This is a genomic window from Pseudomonas sp. SIMBA_067 (assembly GCF_046534675.1).
Lineage (GTDB): Bacteria > Pseudomonadota > Gammaproteobacteria > Pseudomonadales > Pseudomonadaceae > Aquipseudomonas > Aquipseudomonas putida.
Genome location: NZ_JAWRYH010000860.1, coordinates 1 through 254, shown reverse-complemented (window position 1 = coordinate 254; position 254 = coordinate 1). Strand labels below are relative to the sequence as shown.

The 254-nt window shown below is 55.5% G+C and carries 1 rRNA gene; it reads left to right on the top strand.

What is annotated here, in order from left to right:
- A 23S ribosomal RNA gene (locus tag SB765_RS31650) occupies positions 1 to 254 on the top strand; the annotation flags it as partial.

The following is a 254-nucleotide window of genomic DNA, read 5'->3' as shown; positions in this document are numbered from 1 at the left end:
ATATTGAATGTTGGTACAGCTTGTACAGGATAGGTAGGAGCCTTGGAAACCGGAGCGCCAGCTTCGGTGGAGGCATCGGTGGGATACTACCCTGGCTGTATTGACCTTCTAACCCGCCGCCCTTATCGGGCGGGGAGACAGTGTCAGGTGGGCAGTTTGACTGGGGCGGTCGCCTCCTAAAAGGTAACGGAGGCGCCCAAAGGTTCCCTCAGAATGGTTGGAAATCATTCGCAGAGTGTAAAGGCACAAGGGAG